Consider the following 20,914-nt stretch of genomic DNA (forward strand, 5'->3'; position numbering starts at 1 on the left):
CAAGGACAAACCATGAATATCGAAGGACTCAGCAGCAACGAAGTGGTTGAGCTGCCAGAAGCGCAAGTGGTCACTGCCGAGGTGCCCGCCGAGACCCCTGCGGTGGTCGAGTCAACGCCGCCTGCGCCGCCACTGGTGGTGCCGAGCCTGGATGACAGCAGCCTGTACATTCATCGTGAATTGTCGCAGTTGCAGTTCAACATCCGCGTGCTTGAGCAGGCGTTGGATGAGTCCTATCCGTTGCTGGAGCGGCTGAAGTTTCTGCTGATCTTCTCCAGCAATCTGGATGAGTTCTTCGAAATTCGTGTGGCTGGCCTCAAGAAGCAAATCAACTTTGCCCGCGAACAGGCGGGCGCTGATGGTTTGCAGCCGCATCAGGCGCTGGCGCGCATTTCCGAGTTGGTGCACGAGCAGGTTGATCGTCAGTACGCGATTCTTAACGAAAACTTGCTGCCGGCGCTGGAGAAGCACAACGTGCGCTTCATTCGCCGGCGTCAGTGGACGGTCAAGCTCAAGGCCTGGGTGCGGCGTTATTTCCGCGATGAGATCGCACCGATCATCACGCCGATCGGCCTCGACCCGACTCACCCGTTCCCGCTGCTGGTGAACAAGAGCCTGAACTTTATCGTTGAGCTTGAAGGTGTCGATGCCTTTGGCCGTGACTCCGGTCTGGCGATTATTCCGGCGCCGCGTCTGCTTCCGCGCATTATCAAGGTGCCGGAAGAAGTCAGCGGGCCAGGCGACAATTACGTGTTCCTGTCGTCAATGATTCACGCCCATGCGGATGACTTGTTCCACGGCATGAAGGTGAAAGGTTGCTACCAGTTCCGCCTCACGCGTAACGCCGACTTGTCGGTTGATACCGAAGACGTCGAAGATCTGGCCCGCGCGCTGCGTGGCGAGCTGTTCTCGCGGCGCTACGGTGATGCGGTGCGTCTGGAGGTGGTCGACAGCTGCCCGAAACACCTGAGCGATTATCTGCTCAAACAGTTCGGGCTGGCGGAAAGCGAGCTGTATCAGGTCGGTGGACCGGTCAACCTGACGCGGCTGTTCAGTGTTACCGGGCTCGATAGCCACCCTGAATTGCAGTACCAGCCGTTCACGCCGCTGATCCCGAAACTGCTGCAAAACAGCGATAACATTTTCAATGTGGTGAGCAAGCAGGACATCCTGCTGTTGCACCCGTTCGAGTCGTTTACCCCGGTTGTCGACCTGCTTCGTCAGGCAGCAAAAGACCCGCATGTGCTGGCAATCAAACAGACGCTTTATCGCTCCGGGGCCAACTCGGAAATCGTTGATGCGCTGGTTGAAGCGGCGCGTAACGGCAAGGAAGTAACGGCCGTAATCGAGCTGCGTGCGCGCTTCGATGAAGAGTCCAACCTTCAGTTGGCGAGTCGCCTGCAGGCGGCGGGTGCGGTGGTGATTTATGGTGTGGTCGGGCTCAAGACTCACGCCAAAATGATGCTGATCCTGCGCCGTGAGCAGGGCGACATCGTGCGTTATGCGCACATGGGCACGGGCAACTATCACGCCGGTAATGCGCGTCTGTATACCGACTACAGCCTGCTTACCGCGGACGTGGCGCTGTGTGAAGACGTCTCCAAGCTGTTCAGCCAGTTGATCGGCATGGGCAAGACCCTACGCATGAAAAAGCTGCTGCATGCGCCGTTCACGCTGAAGAAAACCCTGCTCGACATGATCCTCCATGAAACCCAACTGGCACTCGATGGCCAGCCGGCGCACATCATGGCCAAGTTCAACTCGCTGACCGATCCGAAGATTATCCGCGCGCTGTACAAAGCCAGCCAGTCCGGGGTCAAGATTGAGCTGGTGGTGCGCGGTATGTGTTGCCTGCGTCCGGGGATTCCGGGGGTTTCGCACAACATTCAGGTGCGCTCGATTATCGGTCGCTTCCTTGAGCACACGCGGGTGTTCTACTTCCTTAACGGCGGAGACGAGAAGGTTTATCTGTCCAGCGCCGACTGGATGGAGCGCAACCTCGACAAGCGTATCGAGACCTGTTTCCCGGTCGAAGGTAAAAAGCTGATCATGCGCGTGAAGAAAGAGCTTGAAACCTATCTGGCCGACAACACCCACAGCTGGCTGTTGCAGCCCGATGGTCGCTACATCCGTAACAGCCCCACCGGAAACCAAAACGCCCGCAGTGCGCAGGCGTTGTTACTGGAAAAACTGACTGTGCCGGTGGTTAGTGCACGCTGAGTTCGATGCCGACGCGCTTGAGCCATTCCGCTTCCTGAGTGAAATCCGCCTGGGTTAGCGGGTTGGCCTCAAGCCAGCCTTCTGGGAAGTGATATTCCAGTTTGTGCTCGTTGGCTTTGAGTACGACCTTGGGCATTTCCTGTGTGCTGCGGATGTGATGGAACAGAATCGCAAAACGCAGCAGCACACACAGCCGAACCAGCTTGATTCCCTCTTTGCCAAATTCAGCGAGCTTGTCTTTGGGGATATTGCGACGGTGGCCGCGCACCAGTAACGCCAGCATTTGCTGGTCGAGGCGCGAAAAGCCGGCAAGGTCCGAATGCTCGACCAGATAGGCACCATGCTTGTGATATTGGTAGTGGGCAATGTCGAGCCCAAGCTCATGCACGCGTGCGCCCCAGATCAGGCGTTCACGGTACCAGTCATCATCCAGCTGCCAGCTTTCGGCCACTTGCTCAAAGGCTTCCAGCGCTTTGGCCTCGACGCGGGCGGCTTGCTCAAGGTCAACGTGATAACGCTCCATCAGCGCGCTCAGGGTGCGTTCGCGTACGTCTTCATGTTGATGACGACCGAGCAGGTCATACAGCACGCCCTCGCGCAGCGCGCCTTCGGAATGCGACATGGTTTCGATGTCACAGGCATCGAATATGGCTTCGAGAATTGCTAACCCGGCAGGAAAGATGCCGCGCCGGTCTGTCTTGATGCCGTCGAGGTCGAGCTTTTCGGCATCACCGATTTTGAACACCTTGCGTTTGAGCCACGCCAGGCCTTCTTTGTTGACCTCACCGATGCCCAGTCCCGCGCCTTTGATCGTTAAGCCAATGGCCTTGATGGTGCCCGATGCGCCCACCGCTTCTTCCCAGCCGATGCGCTGCAGCGCGTGCTCGATGCCCATGAGTTCGAGGCGTGCGGCAGTGTACGCCTGCGCATATCGCGCGGGAGTGATTTTGCCGTCCTTGAAGAAGCGCTGAGTGAAACTGACGCAGCCCATCTGCAGGCTTTCCCGCAGCAGCGGCTCGAAACGCTGACCAATAATGAACTCGGTGCTGCCGCCGCCAATGTCGGCAACTAATCGTTTGCCCGGTGTGTCGGCAATTGAGTGCGATACGCCCAGGTAGATGAGACGTGCTTCTTCGCGACCGGAAATGACTTCGACCGGATGGCCCAGAATCTCTTCGGCGCGGCTGATGAATTCGGCGCGATTGCGCGCTTCGCGCAGTGCGTTGGTGCCGACAATCCGTACAGCGCCTTCGGGCAGGCTGGCGGTAAGTTGGGCAAACCGGCGCAGGCAATCGAGGCCGCGTTGCATGGCTTCTTCGCTCAGCAAGCGCTCTTCATTGATGCCGGCAGCGAGTTGGACCTTGTCGCCGAGGCGCTCAAGTATGCGTATTTCGCCGTGATCAGCCTTTGCCATGACCATGTGAAAGCTGTTTGAACCGAGGTCGATGGCGGCAATCAGGGGGAAATTGTCAGCAGATTTTTGCGGCATGGATTAAAGGTCTCAAAGCAGAACAGGGTCATCGTGCCACGATAGCCACCGCGCGCCAACGCATACTGATGTCGCAGTGACAGCAAACAAACGGCCAGTTTGATCGAATTTGTGCTTGTATTAGCCTCTACCACTGTAATACGTGGCGTGTGACAGTATGGCTAAAAAATGAAGTTTTTAAGACCGCCGATAGAGAAGCACAATCGAGCTTTCCTTCCTGTGTCATAAAACCCGAGTTATGATGTCAGCCAATTTTGTAGCTTGCGATTACGGAGATTATCCATGAGTGAATTTATCACCAACGTCAGCGATGCCAGCTTTGACCAAGAAGTTATTCAGGCAGAAGGCGCGGTATTGGTCGATTACTGGGCTGAGTGGTGCGGCCCGTGCAAGATGATTGCACCGGTTCTGGACGAAATTGCACAGACCTACCAAGGCAAGCTGAAAGTTTGCAAACTGAACATCGACGAAAACCAGGACACCCCGCCGAAGTATGGCGTTCGTGGTATCCCAACGCTGATGCTGTTCAAGAACGGCAACGTTGAAGCGACCAAAGTCGGCGCACTGTCGAAGTCGCAACTGGCTGCATTCCTCGATAGCAATATCTGAGAAATTGCCCACAAAAGCCCCGTAAAAAACGGGGCTTTTTTATATTTACAGGCTAGACGCCCGCGCAGCTGGGTGTTAAATTCGGTCTCGCTGTATTTCCTATACAGCCCCCTGCATTGCCGTCGCCGACTCAATTTCATTACGAATTACTCGCGATCCAGTCGCCTTCTGTGCGGCGCGGCCTCCCAAGCTAATAGCTTATTTTCCCTCCTCATAATGATTACGTCATTCCTATGAATCTGACTGAACTCAAGCAAAAGCCGATCACTGAACTGCTGGAAATGGCCGAACAGATGGGCATCGATAACATGGCCCGTTCGCGCAAGCAGGACGTGATCTTTTCGTTGCTCAAACGACATTCCAAGGGTGGAGAAGAGATCTCCGGTGATGGCGTGCTGGAGATCCTCCAGGACGGTTTCGGCTTTCTCCGCTCGGCGGATGCCTCTTATCTCGCAGGCCCAGACGATATTTACGTTTCGCCTAGCCAGATCCGCCGCTTCAACCTGCGTACCGGTGACACCATCGTCGGTAAGATCCGACCGCCGAAAGAGGGTGAGCGTTATTTCGCCCTGCTCAAGGTCGACACGATCAACTACGATCGCCCGGAAAACGCCAAGAACAAGATTCTGTTCGAAAACCTTACGCCACTGTTCCCGACCAAGCGTCTGGTCATGGAAGCGGGTAACGGTTCGACAGAAGACCTCACCGGTCGCGTTATCGACCTGTGTGCACCGATTGGTAAAGGTCAGCGTGGTCTGATTGTTGCTCCGCCAAAAGCGGGCAAGACCATCATGCTGCAGAACATTGCCAGCAACATCACGCGTAACAACCCCGAGTGCCACCTCATTGTTCTGTTGATCGACGAGCGCCCGGAAGAAGTAACCGAAATGCAGCGCACTGTGCGCGGCGAAGTGGTTGCTTCGACCTTCGACGAGCCGCCAACCCGCCACGTGCAGGTTGCTGAAATGGTTATCGAGAAGGCCAAGCGTCTGGTTGAGCACAAGAAAGATGTGGTCATCCTGCTCGACTCGATCACGCGTCTGGCGCGTGCCTACAACACCGTGATCCCAAGCTCCGGCAAGGTACTCACCGGTGGTGTTGATGCTCATGCACTGGAGAAGCCGAAGCGATTCTTCGGCGCTGCACGTAACATCGAAGAAGGCGGTTCGCTGACTATCCTCGCCACCGCGCTGGTTGAAACCGGCTCGAAGATGGATGAAGTGATTTACGAAGAGTTCAAAGGTACCGGTAACATGGAACTGCCTTTGGATCGTCGCATCGCTGAAAAGCGCGTATTCCCTGCGATCAACATCAACCGCTCCGGCACCCGCCGCGAAGAGTTGCTGACCGCCGAAGACGAGCTGCAGCGTATGTGGATTCTGCGTAAGTTGCTGCACCCGATGGACGAGATTGCGGCCATCGAGTTCTTGATCGACAAGCTCAAAGCGACCAAGACCAACGACGAATTTTTCATGTCCATGAAGCGTAAGTAACTAGGCTTACGGCCGTGTGTGCGGCGGTGATGCGGCGTTAGAAATCGCCTCGGGCGTGCTCATGTACTGGCGTACACTGCGCGGCCTCGGCAATTTCTGCCTTGCCTGACCTTTGCACACGCGGCCTCGTCCGACGGCGCGGTCTGTGATGACGAATCGCGTAGAGTCAGGAAGATTGGATGTGATGTTTGTTGTGCATGAAGCCGGGTAATCAGTACTGATCCCGGCTTTTGTGTTTTTGTGGAATGGCTTTTGCTCTTCTGCATATCCGACTGGGGCGCTAAACTTTGCGCTTCGATAGCTCTGCCTGACACGAGGCTCCTGCATGCAGTATCGCGACTTGCGCGACTTTATCAGCGGCTTGGAAAAGCGCGGCGAACTCAAGCGTATCCAGACCCCGGTTTCTCCGGTTCTGGAAATGACCGAAATCTGTGACCGTACTCTGCGTAAGGCAGGGCCTGCGCTGCTGTTCGAGAATCCGACCGGCTTCGATATGCCAGTGCTCGGCAATTTGTTTGGCACACCCAAGCGGGTGGCGTTGGGCATGGGCGCAGAAGAGGTCAGCGAGCTGCGTGAAATTGGCAAGCTGTTGGCGTTTCTCAAGGAACCCGAGCCGCCAAAGGGCTTGAAAGATGCCTGGTCGAAGCTGCCGATCTTCAAGAAAGTCCTGGATATGGCGCCCAAGGTGCTCAAGGACGCACCGTGCCAGGAAGTGATTGAGGAGGGCGACGATGTCGACCTGTCCAAGCTGCCGGTGCAGACCTGTTGGCCGGGTGACGTGGCGCCACTGATTACCTGGGGCCTGACCATTACCAAGGGGCCGAATAAAGAACGGCAGAATCTGGGTATTTACCGTCAACAGGTGATCGGCCGTAACAAGGTCATCATGCGCTGGTTGAGCCACCGTGGCGGCGCGCTGGATTTCCGCGAGTGGTGTGACAAGTATCCGGGTCGTCCGTATCCGGTTGCCGTTGCCCTGGGTGCAGACCCTGCAACCATTCTCGGCGCGGTGACGCCGGTACCGGACAGCCTTTCCGAGTACGCGTTTGCTGGCCTGTTGCGCGGCAACAAGACCGAGTTGGTCAAGGCGCGCGGCAGTGATCTGCAAGTGCCGGCCAGTGCCGAAATCGTTCTGGAAGGGGTGATTCATCCAGGCGAAATGGCCGATGAAGGGCCGTATGGCGATCACACCGGCTACTACAACGAAGTCGACAGTTTTCCGGTGTTCACGGTCGAGCGCATCACGCGTCGGCAGAAGCCTATTTATCACAGCACTTACACTGGACGGCCACCTGATGAGCCGGCGATTCTCGGTGTGGCCTTGAACGAAGTGTTTGTACCGCTGCTGCAAAAGCAGTTTCCGGAGATCACCGACTTCTACCTGCCGCCAGAAGGTTGCTCGTATCGCATGGCGGTGGTGACCATGAAGAAGCAGTATCCGGGGCACGCCAAGCGCGTAATGCTCGGGGTATGGTCGTTTTTGCGTCAGTTCATGTACACCAAGTTTGTTATCGTCACCGACGACGACATCAACGCGCGCGACTGGAACGATGTGATGTGGGCGATCACGACGCGCATGGACCCCAAGCGCGACACGGTAATGATCGATAACACACCCATCGACTACCTCGACTTTGCCTCGCCGATCTCGGGCCTTGGCTCGAAGATGGGCCTCGATGCCACCCATAAATGGCCGGGCGAAACCACGCGCGAGTGGGGCCGGGTTATCGTCAAGGATGATGCGGTGACGCGTCGTGTTGACGAGATGTGGGCCGAGTTGGGTATCGACTGATGACGGCTGTTAAGGGCATGAAAACGACCTGGGAGGTCATGTGAAGGTAACGCTGCAGCCGTGCGGAGCAGTGCTCGACGTACATCCGGATGAACCGATCCTGAGCGCCACCCGGCGTTTGGGGTTTGAATGCCCGTCGAGTTGTCGCAACGGTAATTGCCACATCTGTGCGGCGTTGCTGGTTGAAGGGCGTGTGGAACAAGAAGGCCAGGCGATTGATCACGGTGAACTGTTCACCTGTCTGGCCAAACCGCTGACCGACTGTGTGCTGCATTGGGATGGCGTATTGATGCCCGGCGAGCTGCCGGTGCGCGAGATGTCGTGTCAGGTGGTTGCCTGTAACAGTCTGGGTGGCGATGTTTTTCATCTGCAGCTGCGCGCACCCGCTGGCAAGTTGCCGCGTTATCACGCCGGTCAATATTTGATGCTGCGCCGTGAAGACGGTGAGTTTGCCGCGTTCTCCCTGGCCTCTGCACCGCACAACGGTCGCGAGATGGACCTGCATATTCTGGCCCGCGACGAATCCACCCGCAGCCTGCTGGCGTACTTTCAGGCAGAAGGCTTTGTGCGGGTGAAAATGCCCTTTGGCGACACCCATTTGGCCGAGCTGCCTGATGGGCCGCTGGTATTAATCGCCGCCGGTACTGGCATGGCGCAAATGCGCAGCCTGATCGAGCACTGCCGGGCGAGTGGTTTTGCGTATCCGGTGCACCTGTACTGGGGCGCGCGTAATCCGGAAGATTTTTACGCGCTGGATGTCTGGAACAGCTGGCAGCAACTGGATAATCTGACTCTGCATCAGGTGGTCAGCGACCAATGCGGTTGGAAAGGGCGTTGCGGTCTGCTGCACGAAGCGGTCAGCGAGGACTTTCCGGACCTGAGCAATGTGCATGTTTATGCCAGCGGCTCACCGGCAATGATCTACGGCACGCTCGATGCGCTGGTCGAGGCCGGGATGGACGCTCACCAGATGCGTGCCGACGTATTCGCTTACGCACCGCGCAACTGAAAACCGACTTGCGCCCATTGCCAGGCAGGGGCGCAAGCCAATAACGGGTTCCGTCGTCAGAAGGTGTTCTGTCCGTGTTGAGCGTTTCGACAGGCCATCATTTGAATAAGCACTCCACATCGCCCAGCCCGTCGATTTGCAAGCACAGCCGATCGCCTTGATTAATCTCGGCAATCGGCGCCAGCGCCCCGGTCAGCAGCACATCGCCAGCGTGCAGCGAGTGGCCCAGCGCCGCCAGTTTGCGTGTCAGCCACAATGCCGTGGCTAAAATCTCATCAAACTCAATGGGCACATCGCACCGCACAGGCTGCGAGTTAATCAGCAACGTAGCGGACAAGGGCCTGCCTTGCAGGGCGGTCAGCGGTACAGGGTTATTGCCCAGTACATAAAGCCCTGAAGACAGGTTGTCGGCGACCGCATCAAGTAGCGTAAGTTGCCAGCCGGTAATGGCCGAATCGTTGATCTCCAACGCCGGAACGGCCCCGGCGATGCTGGCCATTAGCTGTTCCGGGCTAATGGTGTCCATCGGCAGATCTGCACTCAACACCAACGCTATTTCTATTTCGACTTTCGGCTGTATCAACTGCTCCCAGTCCAGGGTATCGCCGCTGGTGTGGGCCGTGTCTTCGAACAGCCAGCCATATAACGGCTCTTCAACCTTGAGTGCCGAGCGCAGTGCCGCCGAGGTTAAGCCCGCCTTGGCTCCGGAAAGCCGTCGTCCTTGCGTGAGGGCCAGCTGCATGCCAATGGTTTGTACGTGGTAAGCCTCATCCAGATCGGCCAGCTCAAAAGCTTCGCTCACCCGCGGCGTGGGCTGACGATGCTTGCGAGCCAATGCAAGGCTGTTAGCGGCGTCCATCAAGCGTTGATCAGTGTTGCTCGTTTGGTTCATCGGCTGGGCACCTCGCCAACAACTGTTGTGCGGAACATTTCGCGGCGCATACCGTGATAATCCGCCACTGGCAGATGCCAGGTGCTGCGGTTGTCCCAGATTGCCAGAGTGCCCTGACGCCAGCGCATGCGACAGGTAAATACTTCCGATTTGGCCAGTTGAAACAAGTAATCCAGAAGCGGTTTCGACTCTTCCGCGCGCAGGCCCTTGATGCCGATGGTGTAAGCGGGATTGATGAACAACACCTTCTTGCCGGTTTCTGGGTGGCGGGTTACCAGCGGGTGGCTGCGAACTTCCTCGGATGTGTCGTTGCCGTAACGGATTGCCATGTTTTCCAGCAAGGCGTTATGTCTGGCGTTCACGCCATAGGCCATTTCCGGGCTATGCACCGCGTCGAGATTCTCCAGCAGCTTTTGCATGCCGGGTGAAAGCCATTCATAGGCGAGGGCGAGATTGGCGTAGCAGGTGTCACCGCCGAAAGGCGGAATGTCGTGGCCATAAAGCAGGGTGAAGGCTGGCGGACGCTCTTGAAATGTCCAGTCAGTGTGCCAGGCACCGCCAAATACAAAAGGCGTTTTCTCCGAGGCTTCCTTGACCACATGCACCACATTCGGGTGCTCGTCCATGCAGGTTACATAGGGCTCGCGACCGAACTCGCCGAGATGTTGGGTAACCCGCTCCAGGTCACTGACGCTTAGCGTCTGGTCGCGGATGAAGATGACCTTGTGAGTGAGCAAGGCTTGGCGCAGCTCAGCAAAACCTTCATCACTCAGGCGGGTCAGGTCCAGTCCGTCGACATCTGCACCAATGGCCCCGGTGGTGGGCGTTACACGTAGATGCTGATAACTGGCGGCACGGTTCTGGCTGGGCAGGCAGTAGATGAACTCGCTCATGGCGCACACTCTCTTGTTGTTGGAATGGATACAGAATGCGGCAGGAGTGATAGCCTCCACCATGATAATCACTGCCAAAAAATGATAATTAGTGCCACATTAGTATTCGGTATCAAGACTACTTGAGTGAGGTTTGTAACCGATGGATTGGCGTCAGAGTCGCCCGCTGACAGGTGTGCATTACCTGCTGGAAACTGCCCGGCAAGAGGGTGTCGGGATCGCGCCATGCTTGATCGGCAGTGCCATTAGCCGCGAGGCGCTGCAGCAGCGCAATGCGCAGATTGAAGCCTGGCAGGAGCTGGCGGTGATCCGCAATCTGATCGAGCACGCCGGGCGACCTGGGTTGGGCTTTGTCAGTGGTCGACACTACCATCTGACGTCATTGGGTCTGCTGGGCTTCACCATGCTTGCCAGTCGCACATTGGGTGAGGCATTTACCACCTTCAGTCGCTTTCAGCTCTTGGCGCTGACGCTCTGCCCAGCACATATCGAGGCCGAACCGCGTGGCACCTGGCTGTTATTCGATGACAGCGTGCTACCGCAAGATGCCCGTACTTTTGTTATTGAGCGTGGGCTGTCCGCCTGCCTGGGCGTGGCTTGCGAACTGTTGCAGCGTCGTATCGAGCCGCTAGCCGTGGAGATGACCGCCAGCGCTCCTGCCGATCTGGCCGGCCTGCAGCGAGATTTCCCCTACGCAGTGCAGTTCAACAGTGCGCGCAACGGTATTCTGTTTTCCCATGCAGATCTTCAGTACAGCTTGCCGCAAGCGCATATCAACGCTCACCTCGAAGGCGAACAACTCTGTGAGCGGCTGTATGACGAGATATCCCATAATCTTGCCAGGAAGCCCACTGCCCGCATGGTTCAGCAGGTATTGATCCGCGACTCGGCAACGCTGCTTAGTGGCAGAGCAGTAGCTGAGCGTTTAGGGCTGGCTGAGCGCACCTTGTACCGGCGTCTCGCGAGTGAAGGTCATTCGTTCCGGCAGTTGAATGAGCAGATCAAGCAACGCTTGGCCGAGCGCTTGCTCAGTGAGTCCGGCTTGGACCTCAACAGTATTGCCCAGCGCTTGGGTTTCGCCGAGGCCGCCAGCTTTTCCCGCGCATATAGTCGCTGGGCAGGTTGCCCTCCCGGGCGCTGGAAACGCAAAAGTGGTTGATGGCTTAAGCGGGTAACTGGATGCAGTGCTTCAGCATCGCCTCCACCAAGGCCGCGCCAGCCGTAATCGCAGGTGTCGCGAGCACAGCCCAGCAGGGGAAGTAGCGGTGATAGGCCGCCGCTACTGAACCGGCATATTAACGAACCTGCACCACGACTTTACCCACAGCCTGACGCTGGCCCAGCCGGTTGATGGCGTCGCCGGCTTTCTCCAGTGGATAACTTTCCGAGACCAGTGGTTTGAGTTTGCCTTCGGCGTGCCACGCAAAGAGTTGCTGGAAGTTCGCCGCGTTGTCTTGTGGCTGGCGTTGAGCGAATGAGCCCCAGAACACGCCAATCACGGCCGCGCCTTTGAGCAGCATGAGGTTGACCGGCAATTCGGGGATGCGCCCGCTGGCAAAGCCGACCACCAGCAATCTACCGTTCCAGGCAATGCTGCGGGCGGCCAGATCGAACAAATCACCGCCAACCGGATCGTAAATTACATCCGCACCCAGGCCTCCAGTCAGGCGTTTTACTTCTTCCTTGAGGTTGGTCTCGGTGTAGTTGATCAGCTCATCGGCGCCAGCGGCCTTGGCCACTTCAAGCTTCTCGGCACTGCTGGCAGCGGCGATTACCTTGGCGCCCATGGCCTTGCCGATTTCCACTGCTGCCAGACCCACGCCGCCTGATGCGCCGAGGACCAGCAAGGTTTCACCCGCCTGCAAGTTGGCGCGTTGCTTGAGCGCGTGCATTGAGGTGCCGTAAGTCATGCCGAAGGCTGCGGCACTGGCGAAGTCCATGCTTTTGGGGATTTGCATGACGTTGTAGCCAGGCACTGCAACCTGCTCGGCAAAGCTGCCCCAGCCGGTTAACGCCATTACCCGGTCACCGACTTTCAAGTGGCTGATCTTCTCGCCGACAGCACTGATAATCCCGGCTGCTTCGCCGCCTGGTGAAAATGGGAAAGGGGGCTTGAACTGGTATTTACCTTCGATGATCAAGGTGTCGGGAAAGTTAACCCCGGCGGCATGCACATCGAGGACGATCTCGTTCTTTTTCGCCTCGGGGCTGGCGATATCTTCCAGAACCAAGGTCTCGGCCGGGCCGAAGGCTTTGCACAGCAGGGCTTTCATCAGCAGTATTCCTTTTGGTGTTATGTCACCCAGTCTAAAAGTCCTGAGGGGCGGGTCAACAAGCATGCTTGCGCCTGATACATACGTATAAGCATTAGGCTTGGGGGAATGCCCGAGTCTATATATGCTAGTGGCCAGCAAGGCCATGCGGGCGCTGCTGGATCATGGGGGTTTTTGATGTTCAAAGCATTGTTGTTTGCCATGCTGGCAGCGCTGGTGTCGGTTCAGGCGATTGCCCAGGAGTCTGCAGAAGGCGAAGAGGGCAAGCCGACTGTGGCTTATGTGAGCCTGGTGCCTGCGCTTGTGGGTAACTTTGGCAGCGGCCCGAAACTCAAGTTTTACAAGGCAGATGTGTCGTTGCGCGTTACGGGCGCGGAAGCTCAGGCTAAGGTCGAGCACCACGAGCCGCTGATCCGCAATCAGTTGGTCATGCTGTTTTCCCAGCAAACCGAAGAAGGTTTAAGCGCGCCGGACGCCAAAGAGGCGTTGCGTCAGGAAGCCTTGAAGCAGGTACAGCAAGTGCTGGCGACTGAAGAAGGCGAGCCGCTGGTGGAAGACCTGTTGTTCAATAACCTGATACTGCAGCGCTAAGAGCACCACGGATTCAGGGTTGGCGCCACACGCACGTCTGGTTGCGGCCCTGATGCTTGGCTTGATAAAGCGCCTTGTCGCTGCGCGCGATCAGATCATCCGGTAACTCGGTCTCGTTGGCCTGAACGCAGGCAATGCCAATGCTGACTGTCAGGCGCTCAAGCGGGCTGCCCGGATGCTCGAGTTGCAGTTCTGCGAGTTTGGCGTGAATCCTTTCTGCCAGATGCCTGCCGCCTTCTGCCGGGGTGTTTGGCAGGATGATCGCAAACTCTTCGCCGCCATAACGGCAGGCGGTATCGCCTTCACGTTGCAGGCAACTCTTGAGTAGTTCCGCAATTCGGCGCAGGGCATCGTCACCGGCCAAATGACCGAGCTGGTCGTTGTAGGCTTTGAAGTAGTCGATGTCGATCATCATCAGCGTCAGCGGTAAATGCTCGCGGCGTAGGCGCCGCCACTCGCCGCCCAGCTGATTATCGAAATAGCGGCGGTTGAAGAGGCCGGTCAGGCCATCTAGCTGGCTGAGCGTTTGCAGCTGTTGCTCAAGCTTGAGGCGCTCGCTGTTGTCGCGAGAAACCCCGATCAGGTATTCATGGCCGCTGACATTGACCAGCTGTGCGCTGATCTCGGCGGCCTGAAAGCTGCCATCGAAGCGGCGCATGTACTGCTGAAAAATACTTGAGTGCTCGCTGGTCTGGGCCTTGCGGACATTGGCGATCCACTGCGCATAGTCGCGGATAACCTGTTCGGGTTTGTCCTTGAACAGCTTGATGAAACCCTGCTCGCTGTAGCCGAGGGCGCTGTAGGTGGCGGGGTTCATGTACAAAATGTCGCGATTTTTCGGGTCGATAATAAACAGCCCATCTTTGCTCGAGCCCGTCAGGTCCAATACCAATTGCAGGCGTTCGCTGCTGCTGCGCAGTACCTGTTCGACTTGTTCGCGTCGTGTGACTTCGGCATTTAGGCGCTTGTTACCTGCTTTTAACTCACGGGCCCGGCGTCGATTACTAAGCGCCAGGCCCAGCGCGGCGGTCAACAGGGTGCTGATAGTCAGGCCTGCGACCAGCACGAAGGTCGGCAGGTTGCTGGAGAGTGTGGCAACCCACTGCGCACTGGGTCGCAGGCGAAGCGAGTAGTTTTGGTTGTTGATCAGGTGCAGGGGGATCTTCTGTTGCAGGCTGGCGACCGTAATGCCCTGCTCGCGGCTGTAGATGGGCTTGTCGAATTCCTCCAGATAGACGCTGAATTTATTCTTGTCGATGTTCTTGAGCAGGTTATCCATCAGGTTTTCAACCCGGAATACGGCCTGCAAGAAGCCGTCGAATACCGGTTTTTGCTGCTCGTCCATGATCTGCAATGGGGTATAAAGAACAAAGCCGCGGCCACCCTGAACCAATGCGAAGCTGTTGGAGAAGCGCGCCTTGCCAGTGCTCTTGGCTAACATTGCCAGCGGGTAGTTGGGATGATCAGGCGTCAGCACAAAGTTTATGGCGGCCTCGTTGCCGGCCAGCGGCAAGATCCAGCGCATGTGCAAGTCGGGGCCCAGCCATTGAATGGCTTGGTAGCCCTGGAAATTGTCGAGTGAAAACTGGTTGTCGAGCCGCCATTGCTGCTCGGGCAGGCGGCCAAGCTGGTTCCACAGGTTCGCTACCCTGAGCAGTCCTTGAGCTTGATCGTGCAGCCCGTGTTCGAGCTGGCTGGCCAGATTAGTTGCCTCATAACGGACAACTTCGCGGATATGCTCCTGTTCGCTGGTCTGCATTTGGCGCCATAACTTAACGCTGGCTATGCCCAACCCCAGAAACATGGCCGCAATAGCAATGCGTGCTGGCCACGAGTGCCGATAATGCTGCGCCATAAAGTCCATCCGCTAAAACAGTCTGTGTAATAGCATATTGCCGCTATTGGCTCAACGCATTGTCAGTACGGCCAGCCACTGTTCTTCGCTAACGGGCATAACAGACAGACGACTGCCCTTTTTTACCAGTGCCAGTTCCTCGAGTGCGCTCTGAGTTTTCAAGCGCGACAATGCGATGACTCTGCTGAACACCTCGACGCACTGCACATCGACAGCGCTCCAGGGATTATTCTCCGCGGTCGCTTTGGGGTCGTAATAATGGCTTTCAGGATCGAGCGCAGTCGGGTCTGGATAAGCTTCGCGGCTTATCCGGCCGATTCCGGCGATACCCGGTTCCGGGCAGCTTGAATGATAAAAAAAGAACAGTTCGTCTGTTTGCATTTTGCGCAGGAAATTTCGTGCCTGATAATTGCGAACACCATCCCAGCGCGCTTCGCCGAGGCGCTGTAATGCAGATACTGAAAGCTCATCAGGCTCAGATTTCATTAGCCAACTGGGCATGAACTTTGCTCCGTTAATCAGGTCATTGACTCAGTAGGCCAGTCATCGGCCCGGGTTATGTGTGCAGTTCTAAATGCTGTTATGGCTTTGGCATGGAATGCCGACTGGTACCAGCAGTAATACTGTTAACCGATAACAATAATTGTCGCACGGTCCAACGTGCGCAGTATGCCTCGAAGGGGGAGGCATTCAATGAAACGTAAACCAGATATGTTGTGGGTTTTGGTCGTTCTTTTTACTTTGGGAATCGTCACCACCGGATACACGCAAAGCCTTTGGGACAAGCAAAACGAAACTGTTTCTGTGAGTCGCACTGAATAAGCGCTAATCCGCGGACCAAGAAATTCACGCCGCAAGGAATGCGGCCTCGCAAGCAGTGAGACAGGGAACTTGCGCCCTGGCTCCGGCGCTAAATGTCAGAACCAGCCCTTATTTGTCACCGTCGCATCCAGCGGCACGTCCCAGCTCGCCAACGCCAGTTGGTCGACTTGCTGGCAGGCGTGGGCGAGCCCTAGCAGCATGGGTTTATTCGCGCTCTTGCGGCGCGCCTTGTAGGCCAGGCTGCGGTCGTAAAAGCCGCCACCCATGCCCAGCCTGCCGCCCTGATCATCGAAACCCACCAGCGGCATCAACACCAGATCCAGTGCCCAGATCTTGCGCTGCTGGTGCAGGTTGCGGCGTGGTTCGAGTATGCGAAAGCGATTGGGCGTGAGTGCTTCGCCACGGCGTATGCGCTGGAACACCATTTTGGTGCGTGGCCATGCACTCAGAACTGGCAGATAGGTTGCCTTGCCCTGACGCTGCGCCGCGCGCAGCAGCAGTTGCGGGTCTATTTCACCGTCGTTGGGTAAGTACAGGGCTATGTGTCGAGCTCGACGCCAGGCTGGGTTTTGCGCTAGCTGGCGGTAGAGGCCAAGGCTGGCCTGCCGTTGGGCGTGGCGGCCAAGTGCTCGTCGGGCTTGACGTAGCTGGCGACGCAGTTGCTGGCGGGACAGGTTGTTCGATTCAAGCATGGTGATGCCTGGGCGCTGCTGCTGCGCAGTCAATCGAGGCAGCAGCAGAGAAAATTAGGACCCCCCGACGTGCCGCTGTCGGTGTAGCCCTTGAACCCGAAAGTTCAAGGTGGAGGTTGAAGGAGGCGTTAAGGCTTTCCGTCAGGCGGACATGCACACCGGCCCCGGCTTGCAACCCCCGGGGTTGTGCGTATCGGCTCAGGGACATGACCAACTGGCGCACACTTCAGGGAGCGGGGCCAGTATACCCGAATCAAATCAGTTTTTCAGGCCCCGCGATGTTCTTCGTCGGCAGCCAGCGCCTGATCGACCCGCTCTAGCAGCGTGCGCACGTGCTCTTTGGTCGAGCTCGATTGGTAGTCGAGGTTCTGCTGTTTGTGCAGCAGTTCGTGGGTGATGTTGAGCGCAGCCATCACGGCGATGCGGTCGGCACCAATGACTTTGCCGCTGCTGCGGATCTCGCGCATCTTGCCGTCCAGATAGCGCGCGGCGCCTTCCAGATTGGCCCGTTCGTCGGCTGGGCAGGCGATGCAATATTCTTTATCGAGAATTTGTACGTTAACCGTATTTGATTGACTCATGTGTCTTGCTCCAAGGCTCTCAAGCGCGAAATCATGGATTCGACCTTGTGTCGGGCCAATTCGTTCTTTTCAATTAGATGAGCGCGTTCTTCACGCCACGCTTGCTCATGCGCCAGGAGCTGTCGGTTTTGCACTTTGAGCTGTTCAACCCGCTGGATCAGTAGCTCCAGCTTGGATGTCAGGGCTTGCAGGTTTGAATCTTCCATGTGGGCTCGCAAAGGCAAGTATTGACCGGACTATATAGGTCTGACTAGGCAAGCGGTCAAACCTCTACAACCAATTTTAGGCATGTAGCGCTGTGCATGTCGGCGCGCGTGGCAAAAATGTGCAGCGGTTTTGTTCAATTGTGCGCCTTGGCGGTTAAACCAGACACAGACCGATGGCCGCACCCGATAGTCTTCGCGCGCTTGCCGGTGCTAGGATACGGGACCTCCATTCTAGTGATTGCGCCGTCTGGCGCCTAGTTATCTATGCCAACTTCTAGTTCTCCGTACATCGCATTCGCCGCTTTGCTGACCAGCAACGGTTTTTCTGTCTCTCCCGCTGAGCTGCAAGGGCTGCTGCTGGGCCGTAGCTGTGCAGGCGCAGGCTTTGCCACAGACCCATGGCTGGTCGATGCTGCCGAGCTGCTCGGCGCGGCTCCTGAAGGTACTGTGCGCCAGGCACTGCTGGGTTTGCAGGAAATGGTCAAGACTGAGTTGACCGGCAGTGAGGTCACTTTGGTGCTGCTGTTGCCGTCCGATGAGGCGCCGCTGAGCGAGCGTGCCGTGGCCTTGGGTCAGTGGTGTCAGGGCTTCCTTGGCGGCTTCGGTCTGACCGCTGGCGATGCGGCGCTGAGCGCCGAGGCCATGGAAGTTCTGCAAGACCTGTCGGCCATTGCTCAGGTGCAGAATGCGCTTGAAGAGTCCGAAGACGGCGAAAACGACTATATGGAAGTGATGGAATACCTGCGGGTTGCTCCATTGCTGCTGTTCAGCGAGTGCGCCAAGCCGGTTGCGCCGGTCGAAAAGCCGTCGCTGCACTGAAACGGCGGCGAGCATAGCCAAGCCTGACTTGGCCGTATCTGGTTGAGGCTTGACGGGATGATGTTGGCGCAGCGCTTTTATCCACAGGCCATGCGTCCAACCTGCCGGGCCCCGTGCTACTTCTACTAACTTAATGGACCTGCTTGCCCATGACTCGAATCCCCAAGTCGGAATTTGCCCGTCGACGCAAAGCGTTGATGGATCAGATGGAACCCAACAGCATCGCAATTCTGCCTGCTGCGCCGGTTTACATCCGTAACCGTGACGTTGAACATATCTACCGTCAGGACAGCGACTTTCAGTACTTGTCAGGATTCCCCGAGCCGGAAGCTGTAATTGCCCTGATCCCGGGCCGCGAGCATGGCGAATATGTCTTGTTCTGTCGCGAACGTGATCCCGAGCGCGAGCTGTGGGACGGCTTGCGTGCCGGGCAAGATGGCGCGATCAGCCAATACGGCGCTGATGACGCGTTTCCGATTGGCGATATCGACGACATTCTGCCGGGGCTGATCGAAGGCCGTGAGCGTGTGTATTACGCCATGGGCACCAATCAGGAATTCGATCGTCACCTGATGGAGTGGATCAATGTGATCCGCTCCAAGGCGCGTCAGGGGGCTCAGCCACCGAATGAGTTTGTCGCCCTCGACCATTTGCTGCATGACATGCGCCTTTACAAGAGCAGCAACGAGATCAAGGTGATGCGTGAGGCCGCGGCTATCTCTTCGCGTGCACACGTTCGCGCCATGCAGGCGAGTCGCGCCGGCCTGTTCGAGTTTCACCTGGAAGCCGAGCTGGATTACGAGTTCCGCAAGGGCGGGGCGAAGATGCCGGCTTACGGTTCCATCGTTGCGGCGGGCAAGAATGCCTGCATTCTGCATTACCACGAAAACGATGCGGCCCTTAAAGACGGTGATCTGGTACTGATTGATGCCGGTTGCGAAATCGACTGCTACGCCAGCGATATCACCCGAACGTTCCCGGTCAGTGGCACGTTCTCGCCCGAGCAAAAGGCTATTTACGAGTTGGTGCTGGCCTCGCAGGAAGCCGCCTTCCTTGAAATTGGCCCCGACAAGCACTGGAACCAGGCGCATGAAGCCACCGTGCAGGTGATTACTGCGGGTCTGGTCGAGCTGGGTATCCTTCAGGGTGACGTCGATGAATTGATCGCGACCGAAGCCTACAAGCCGTTTTACATGCACCGTGCCGGCCACTGGCTGGGGCTGGATGTGCATGATGTTGGCGACTACAAAGTCGGCGGTGAATGGCGCGTGCTTGAGGTTGGCATGGCAATGACCGTTGAGCCGGGTATCTACATTGGGCTGGATAACCAGAACGTGGCGAAAAAGTGGCGCGGCATTGGTGTGCGCATTGAAGACGATGTGGTGGTGACGCGTGACGGTTGCGAAATCCTCACCAAGGATTGCCCGAAAACTGTCGCCGAGATCGAAGCGCTGATGGCGGCTGCTCGCGCCGAGGTGGCTTAACCTTATGTCACGGGTCGATATCGCAATCGTTGGCGGCGGTCTGGTTGGCGCCAGCTTGGCTCTGGCTCTGCAGGCCGAGGCCAAGGTGCGCGGCTGGACGATCTGCCTGATCGAGCCGTTTACCCCGGGTAGCGGTTATCAACCGAGTTATGACGCACGCTCCACGGCGCTTTCCTACGGCACGCAGCAGATCTACCAGCGCCTAGGTCTGTGGCAGCAGATCAGCAAGCGTGCCGAGCCGATCAAACATATCCACGTCTCCGATCAGGGCCGTTTTGCGGCGGCGCGCCTGAGTGCTCAGGAAGAGGGCGTGCCGGCGCTCGGTTACGTGGTCGAGAACGCCTGGCTCGGCGAATGCCTGTGGCAGGCGATGGATCAGCAAGTGGTGACATGGCGCAGTCCGGCGCAAGTCACGCGCATGCAAACGCTGGCCGATGGCTATCAGCTGACGCTGGACGACGGTTCAACCCTTGAGTGTAATCTTGCGGTTTTGGCTGACGGCGGTCGTTCCGGTCTGCGTGAGCAGTTGGGCGTGACGGTGAAAACCACGCCTTATGGCCAGACCGCGCTGATTGCCAATATCAGCCCGCGCGAATCGCATTGCGGGCAGGCGTTCGAGCGCTTCACCGAAGAAGGCCCGATGGCCATGCTGCCGCTCGCCGACAAACGTTGCGCGCTGGTCTGGACCCGCTCGGCTGCCGATGCTGAACGCTTGCTTGGCGCATCGGACGCCGCGTTCCTCAGCGAATTGCAGCTTGCCTTTGGCTATCGGCTGGGCGCGCTGGAGAAGGTCGGCGAACGTCATCTTTACCCGTTGTCGCTGGTTGAGGCGCAGGAACAGGTTCGCGCAAATCTGGTGGTGCTGGGCAATGCCGCGCACAGCCTGCATCCGATTGCGGGGCAGGGCTATAACCTGTCGCTGCGCGATACCATGGCGCTGGCCGATACGCTCATCGCAAGCACGGAACCACTGGGCGCGCTGGCAACCTTGCAGGCTTATTTGCGCAAGCAACGGCTTGATCAGCAACTGACCGTGGGCTTTTCTGATCAGGTCACGCGGCTGTTCAGTAACAGCCAGCCCTTGCAAGCCACAGGTCGCAACCTCGGGCTGCTCGGATTGGATTTATTGCCGCCGGCCAAGCGTTGGTTTGCCCGCCAGGCTATGGGTATCGGCACGCGTGGCGACTATTGAGT

At 57.5% G+C, this 20,914-nt stretch carries 20 protein-coding genes and 1 other RNA gene; 11 read left to right on the forward strand and 10 right to left on the reverse strand.

All coding sequences use genetic code 11. The annotated features are described in order from the left end of the window. Positions 1 to 12 precede the first annotated feature (12 nt). Positions 13 to 2,220 (forward strand): polyphosphate kinase 1, encoded by a 2,208-nt coding sequence (gene ppk1, locus BM395_RS06875; RefSeq protein ID WP_069898459.1) that lies wholly within the window; start codon positions 13 to 15, stop codon positions 2,218 to 2,220. On the opposite strand, the gene ppx is transcribed toward ppk1, so the two are convergent. Continuing rightward, positions 2,207 to 3,709, reverse strand: a complete 1,503-nt coding sequence (gene ppx / locus BM395_RS06880) for an exopolyphosphatase (RefSeq protein WP_090510054.1) — start codon at positions 3,707 to 3,709, stop codon at positions 2,207 to 2,209. The two genes, ppk1 and ppx, sit on opposite strands and share 14 nt — an antisense overlap. Positions 3,710 to 3,991: 282 nt before the next feature. On the opposite strand from ppx, the gene trxA reads away from it, so the two are divergent. From trxA to BM395_RS06900, 4 genes are all read left to right on the forward strand, one after another. Further along, positions 3,992 to 4,318 (forward strand): thioredoxin TrxA, encoded by a 327-nt coding sequence (gene trxA / locus BM395_RS06885; protein WP_069898457.1) that lies wholly within the window; start codon positions 3,992 to 3,994, stop codon positions 4,316 to 4,318. A 233-nt stretch (positions 4,319 to 4,551) separates the two neighbouring features. After that, positions 4,552 to 5,811, forward strand: a complete 1,260-nt coding sequence (gene rho / locus BM395_RS06890; RefSeq protein ID WP_069898456.1) for a transcription termination factor Rho — start codon at positions 4,552 to 4,554, stop codon at positions 5,809 to 5,811. A 325-nt stretch (positions 5,812 to 6,136) separates the two neighbouring features. Then, the gene (gene ubiD / locus BM395_RS06895; protein WP_069898455.1) at positions 6,137 to 7,603 is read left to right on the forward strand and encodes a 4-hydroxy-3-polyprenylbenzoate decarboxylase; all 1,467 of its coding nucleotides are present in this window, start codon (positions 6,137 to 6,139) and stop codon (positions 7,601 to 7,603) included. A gap of 40 nt (positions 7,604 to 7,643) precedes the next feature. Beyond that, positions 7,644 to 8,612: a CDP-6-deoxy-delta-3,4-glucoseen reductase gene (locus BM395_RS06900; protein WP_090510057.1), complete on the forward strand. Its 969-nt coding sequence runs from the start codon at positions 7,644 to 7,646 to the stop codon at positions 8,610 to 8,612. Positions 8,613 to 8,709: 97 nt separating this feature from the next. Here the strand turns inward: BM395_RS06900 and BM395_RS06905 are convergent, their stop codons facing one another. Together BM395_RS06905 and BM395_RS06910 are read right to left on the reverse strand one after the other, a co-directional pair. Continuing rightward, a complete protein-coding gene (locus BM395_RS06905) occupies positions 8,710 to 9,504 on the reverse strand; it encodes a 2-keto-4-pentenoate hydratase (RefSeq protein ID WP_090510059.1) in 795 nt (264 codons plus the stop codon). After that, positions 9,501 to 10,397, reverse strand: coding sequence for a TauD/TfdA dioxygenase family protein (locus BM395_RS06910; protein WP_090510062.1), 897 nt, complete (start codon positions 10,395 to 10,397; stop codon positions 9,501 to 9,503). Before BM395_RS06910 ends, BM395_RS06905 begins: the two co-directional genes overlap by 4 nt. Positions 10,398 to 10,539: 142 nt before the next feature. Here BM395_RS06910 and BM395_RS06915 point away from each other — a divergent pair, with 142 nt between their 5' ends. Continuing rightward, positions 10,540 to 11,556: an AraC family transcriptional regulator gene (locus BM395_RS06915; RefSeq protein WP_090510064.1), complete on the forward strand. Its 1,017-nt coding sequence runs from the start codon at positions 10,540 to 10,542 to the stop codon at positions 11,554 to 11,556. A gap of 136 nt (positions 11,557 to 11,692) precedes the next feature. Here the strand turns inward: BM395_RS06915 and BM395_RS06920 are convergent, their stop codons facing one another. Then, positions 11,693 to 12,670 carry an NADPH:quinone oxidoreductase family protein gene (locus BM395_RS06920; RefSeq protein ID WP_069898450.1) on the reverse strand — a complete coding sequence of 326 codons (978 nt, stop codon included), beginning with the start codon at positions 12,668 to 12,670 and terminating at the stop codon, positions 11,693 to 11,695. A 177-nt stretch (positions 12,671 to 12,847) separates the two neighbouring features. Between BM395_RS06920 and BM395_RS06925 the strand changes: the two genes are divergently transcribed. Next, entirely contained in the window at positions 12,848 to 13,261 is a 414-nt protein-coding gene (locus tag BM395_RS06925) for a flagellar basal body-associated protein FliL (RefSeq protein ID WP_090510065.1), read from the forward strand. A 13-nt stretch (positions 13,262 to 13,274) separates the two neighbouring features. On the opposite strand, the gene BM395_RS06930 is transcribed toward BM395_RS06925, so the two are convergent. Then, on the reverse strand, positions 13,275 to 15,020 hold the full coding sequence (locus BM395_RS06930; protein ID WP_342029835.1) for a sensor domain-containing diguanylate cyclase: 1,746 nt from the start codon (positions 15,018 to 15,020) through the stop codon (positions 13,275 to 13,277). Positions 15,021 to 15,167: 147 nt separating this feature from the next. Then, on the reverse strand, positions 15,168 to 15,617 hold the full coding sequence (locus BM395_RS06935; RefSeq protein WP_090510067.1) for an EVE domain-containing protein: 450 nt from the start codon (positions 15,615 to 15,617) through the stop codon (positions 15,168 to 15,170). Between the two features lie 192 nt (positions 15,618 to 15,809). On the opposite strand from BM395_RS06935, the gene BM395_RS23705 reads away from it, so the two are divergent. After that, entirely contained in the window at positions 15,810 to 15,938 is a 129-nt protein-coding gene (locus tag BM395_RS23705) for a hypothetical protein (protein ID WP_256547012.1), read from the forward strand. Between the two features lie 95 nt (positions 15,939 to 16,033). Here BM395_RS23705 and BM395_RS06940 read toward each other — a convergent pair whose 3' ends face one another. The 4 genes from BM395_RS06940 to BM395_RS06955 form a co-directional block, all read right to left on the reverse strand. Next, positions 16,034 to 16,630 carry a 5-formyltetrahydrofolate cyclo-ligase gene (locus BM395_RS06940; protein WP_069898447.1) on the reverse strand — a complete coding sequence of 199 codons (597 nt, stop codon included), beginning with the start codon at positions 16,628 to 16,630 and terminating at the stop codon, positions 16,034 to 16,036. Between the two features lie 57 nt (positions 16,631 to 16,687). Next, positions 16,688 to 16,866: non-coding RNA, 6S RNA (ssrS, locus tag BM395_RS06945), on the reverse strand. A gap of 30 nt (positions 16,867 to 16,896) precedes the next feature. Next, a complete protein-coding gene (locus BM395_RS06950; RefSeq protein WP_069898446.1) occupies positions 16,897 to 17,211 on the reverse strand; it encodes a cell division protein ZapA in 315 nt (104 codons plus the stop codon). Continuing rightward, a complete protein-coding gene (locus BM395_RS06955; RefSeq protein ID WP_090510070.1) occupies positions 17,208 to 17,417 on the reverse strand; it encodes a TIGR02449 family protein in 210 nt (69 codons plus the stop codon). The genes BM395_RS06950 and BM395_RS06955 overlap by 4 nt, the downstream gene beginning before the upstream one ends. 264 nt (positions 17,418 to 17,681) lie before the next feature. On the opposite strand from BM395_RS06955, the gene BM395_RS06960 reads away from it, so the two are divergent. From BM395_RS06960 to ubiH, 3 genes are all read left to right on the forward strand, one after another. Beyond that, on the forward strand, positions 17,682 to 18,236 hold the full coding sequence (locus BM395_RS06960; protein WP_090510072.1) for a YecA/YgfB family protein: 555 nt from the start codon (positions 17,682 to 17,684) through the stop codon (positions 18,234 to 18,236). Between the two features lie 149 nt (positions 18,237 to 18,385). Continuing rightward, on the forward strand, positions 18,386 to 19,720 hold the full coding sequence (gene pepP, locus BM395_RS06965; RefSeq protein WP_090510074.1) for a Xaa-Pro aminopeptidase: 1,335 nt from the start codon (positions 18,386 to 18,388) through the stop codon (positions 19,718 to 19,720). 4 nt (positions 19,721 to 19,724) lie between these two features. Then, complete coding sequence (gene ubiH, locus BM395_RS06970; protein ID WP_069898442.1) at positions 19,725 to 20,912, forward strand: 2-octaprenyl-6-methoxyphenyl hydroxylase; 1,188 nt, start codon at positions 19,725 to 19,727, stop codon at positions 20,910 to 20,912. The last annotated feature ends 2 nt before the right edge of the window (positions 20,913 to 20,914 follow it).

Source organism: Pseudomonas marincola (genome assembly GCF_900116605.1).
GTDB classification, from domain to species: Bacteria; Pseudomonadota; Gammaproteobacteria; order Pseudomonadales; family Pseudomonadaceae; genus Aquipseudomonas; species Aquipseudomonas marincola.